General features: G+C 40.8%; 2 protein-coding genes and 1 pseudogene. 2 read left to right on the plus strand and 1 reads right to left on the minus strand.

What is annotated here, in order from left to right:
- Positions 1-139 precede the first annotated feature (139 nt).
- Positions 140-817 (minus strand): C40 family peptidase, encoded by a 678-nt coding sequence (locus IM319_RS07420; protein ID WP_287078518.1) that lies wholly within the window; start codon positions 815-817, stop codon positions 140-142.
- 615 nt (positions 818-1,432) lie between these two features.
- Between IM319_RS07420 and IM319_RS07425 the strand changes: the two genes are divergently transcribed.
- Both IM319_RS07425 and IM319_RS07430 read left to right on the plus strand, forming a co-directional pair.
- Positions 1,433-2,821 (plus strand): LCP family protein, encoded by a 1,389-nt coding sequence (locus IM319_RS07425; RefSeq protein WP_287735161.1) that lies wholly within the window; start codon positions 1,433-1,435, stop codon positions 2,819-2,821.
- A 2-nt stretch (positions 2,822-2,823) separates the two neighbouring features.
- Positions 2,824-3,039: pseudogene (locus IM319_RS07430) on the plus strand (pentapeptide repeat-containing protein); the annotation flags it as partial.
- Between the last annotated feature and the right edge of the window lie 176 nt (positions 3,040-3,215).

A 3,215-nucleotide genomic window follows, 5' to 3' on the forward strand; every position in this document is an offset into this window, starting at 1 on the left:
AACTGATAACTGATAACTGATAACTGATAACTGATAACTGATAACTGATAACTGATAACTGATAACTGATAACTGATAACTGATAACTGATAACTGATAACTGATAACTGATAACTGATAACTGATAACTGATAACTGATTAATTGTGCATAACTCGACCGAAACTCCATAATTTTTGATAATAATGACGACTGACGCTATCCCTATCATCAGTAAGTAGATTGATAGCGATACCATTGTTACCTGTTTCTTTTCCTGAACTGTGGATATATTGATTATTCCCTAGATATAACGCCACATGATTAACTCTTTTATCACCAAAAAAAATTAAATCTCCTGGGAGTAATTCCTCTCGGTTTATTTTTTGACAAAAAGCCTCCTGTTGATAGGAATCCCTCGGCAACCAAATGCCAAAAGTGGCAAAAGCGGCCTGGATTAATCCTGAACAATCGTAATTAGGTGCAAGGGTTCCACCCCAGAGATAATGATTGGTACGGTTCCTTGCTTCCTGAGTAAAAGTGATAATCTCAGGAATATGTTTTTCTATGTCTGAACGAGTTAGAGGAATTTTTTGATAAGCTGTGGTGGCCACCGCAATTGCATCTAAATCTTCTCCGCATAACCAAGCTAAATAATTATCTTCCCTTAGCTGAATTTGTAGCCCTTTTTCGGTAATTTCTAGGGAAATAAATTTTAATTGTCTTCCCTGTTGTGCTTGGGTCGCTAACTCTTGACAACTGGGAGAATTGTAGAGATTTAAGTCTCTTATACAGAGATATTCTTGGGTGAATGATGGGGTAAGAGAGATGATTTTCATAAAAAATAGATCAGAAGTATATTGACAGAAAAAACTGCATTACTAGCCAAAAGCTACGGTATAAAATCGAGGATTGAATCAGAAAATAAATAAGGAGAATAACCTTAGTTCTGTCATCTTCAAGTTTCCACCTCTCTTAATTCTTGGCCACAAAGATAATCTAAGACGCATTTTAACCGCCTATCCTTAGATTAACTCAATCTCCCCCAATCCCTTTGCTGTTAACTCTTGCCTTATCTCAACAACCAATTCAAATGTGCGGGCAGCTTAATCTATAACCGAACCGAATCCCTGAAAAATTATTAAACCTCTTGCATAATTAACTTTTCAGGCTTCAAAAACCGCAAAAATAAGGATTAAATGGCATAAAATCTGTAAATAGACTATTTAATGGCTTATTATTCATCTTTAATTCTCCTGACTACTGACTCCTAACCCTAACAACAATTTTGGGTTTTTACAAGAGGTCTATTATAGCCAGTTCCTTAACAATATGTTACAATAGCCAGCGAGAGGGGAGTGACCAAGATCTGGAACTTTTGCGCTAGAGATAGATTCTATGGATCAGCAGTCACATCCTAAAGTAAGCTTTTAATCAGATGTTGAGGTTAGTCCATGGCCAATGTTTCGGGGCGGTTTGAAAAGCAGGAATACAGCCAAAACTCAGAAAATACCGTCACGGTGGTCAGTTCAGTCATGTCCGGTTTAAAAAAAGCATCTCCCCTGCAAAAGGGCTTATTTTGGGGAATAACCCTCAGTTTTACCGCCCTAGTTTCCGCCACTGTTGGGGCTGCCGTCGCTTTAATTAGTCCCTTACCCGCACCAATTGGCGCTATCTTCCAAAAAACGACTTTTCCCAACCAAACAGACATCCTTGAGGCTCAAGCTTGGAATAGCTTAATTAACCAGCAGCTTTCTCGTCCTGTTAATATTTTAGTTATGGGCATCGATCGAGTTTTAGATGCCAAAAACAGCGACGATGTATTTAAAGGTCGCAGCGATACCATGCTCCTAGTCCGCTTCGATCCTACGGATAAAACCGTGAGAATGTTGTCTATCCCTCGCGATAGCCGCGTCAGAATCCCTGGCCACGGTTTCACTAAAATCAACGATGCCAATGTTCACGGCGGACCTACTCTAGCGGCGGAAGTGGTCGGTAATACTTTAGGGGATGTCACCGTTGATCGCTATGTGCGGGTGACTACCGATGCCTTTAAGGAATTAGTCGATTTAGTCGGGGGTGTAGAGGTTTATGTACCCGAACGAATGTATCATAAAGATGTCACCCAAAAATTAGAAATTGATTTACAAGAGGGTTGGCAAAATCTCAACGGCGACCAAGCCGAACAATTTGCCCGTTTTCGTAACCCGCAATACGGCGATATCGGTCGCGTACAAAGACAACAAATTTTATTAAAAGCACTACAACAAAAGATTTTTAGTCCGACAATTCTCCCCAGTCTCCCGAAAGCAGTACAGGTTTTACAACAATATATCGATACGAATTTAACCGTCGAGGAAATGCTGGCTATCGCTAATTTTGGCCGGGAAATTAAACGGGATGACTTAAGAATGATCCTACTCCCCGGCCGGTTTAATAGCCTCGAGGAATACGATGGTCGCAGTTATTGGATTTTGAACCGTCGCGAAATTAGAACCATTGTGGCTAATAATTTTACCGATAACTATTCTGGGAGAGAAACCTCCGTTTATAGTCTGCGGATTGCCATTCAAAATGCCACCCATACCAAAGGTTTAGCCCGTCGTACTCGTAATTATCTGGCCAAACAGGGCTATACAAATGTTTATATTAGCGATGACTCCTCCCAAAAGCTAGAAACCACGGCAATTATTGCTCAAAAAGGTGATGTTCAGTCCGCTAACCTCTTGAAAAATCAATTGGGAATCGGTAAAGTAGAATCATCCTCCACTGGTGCTTTAGACTCAGACCTAACTGTTCGGGTGGGTGATGATGCGGCCCAGTTTTTCAACGCTCAACAGTAACAATGTTGAAAAATTTTTTCAGTCTGGTTTTAATTATTTTACTGGCGATTCTTTGGCTACTTTTTGCGGCCCGTCCGGTGGCTTTGGCCCAAGATAAAACTATTAACTATAGTTTTGCCCAGCTGCAAGATCGGGATTTTTCCCATCAGGATTTGCGCGGAGGAGTTTTCGCAGCTGCCGCGATGCGGGGAGCTAACCTAGAAGAGGCCGATTTATCGAAAATTTGGGTTGAAAACCCCGCCCTTTAGGGTCGCGGAGGGCGGCTTGATTACTTTAACTTTTTAATCCAATCCCTGACAACTTCGGCAGCAGAAATTTGTTTTTGTTGAGCATACCGTTTTAGTTTTTCTAGTTCTTCGTCAGAAAGTCTCACTTGTAAGATATTAGGTCTTGA

This window comes from Microcystis sp. M113S1, from assembly GCF_020246945.1.
Taxonomy (GTDB): Bacteria; Cyanobacteriota; Cyanobacteriia; order Cyanobacteriales; family Microcystaceae; genus Microcystis.

Excerpts from the sequence above, each read along its gene's own strand:
- IM319_RS07420 (WP_287078518.1), bottom strand. The coding sequence starts at position 817 with ATGAAAATCATCTCTCTTACCCCATCATTCACCCAAGAATATCTCTGT.
- IM319_RS07425 (WP_287735161.1), top strand. The coding sequence starts at position 1,433 with ATGGCCAATGTTTCGGGGCGGTTTGAAAAGCAGGAATACAGCCAAAAC.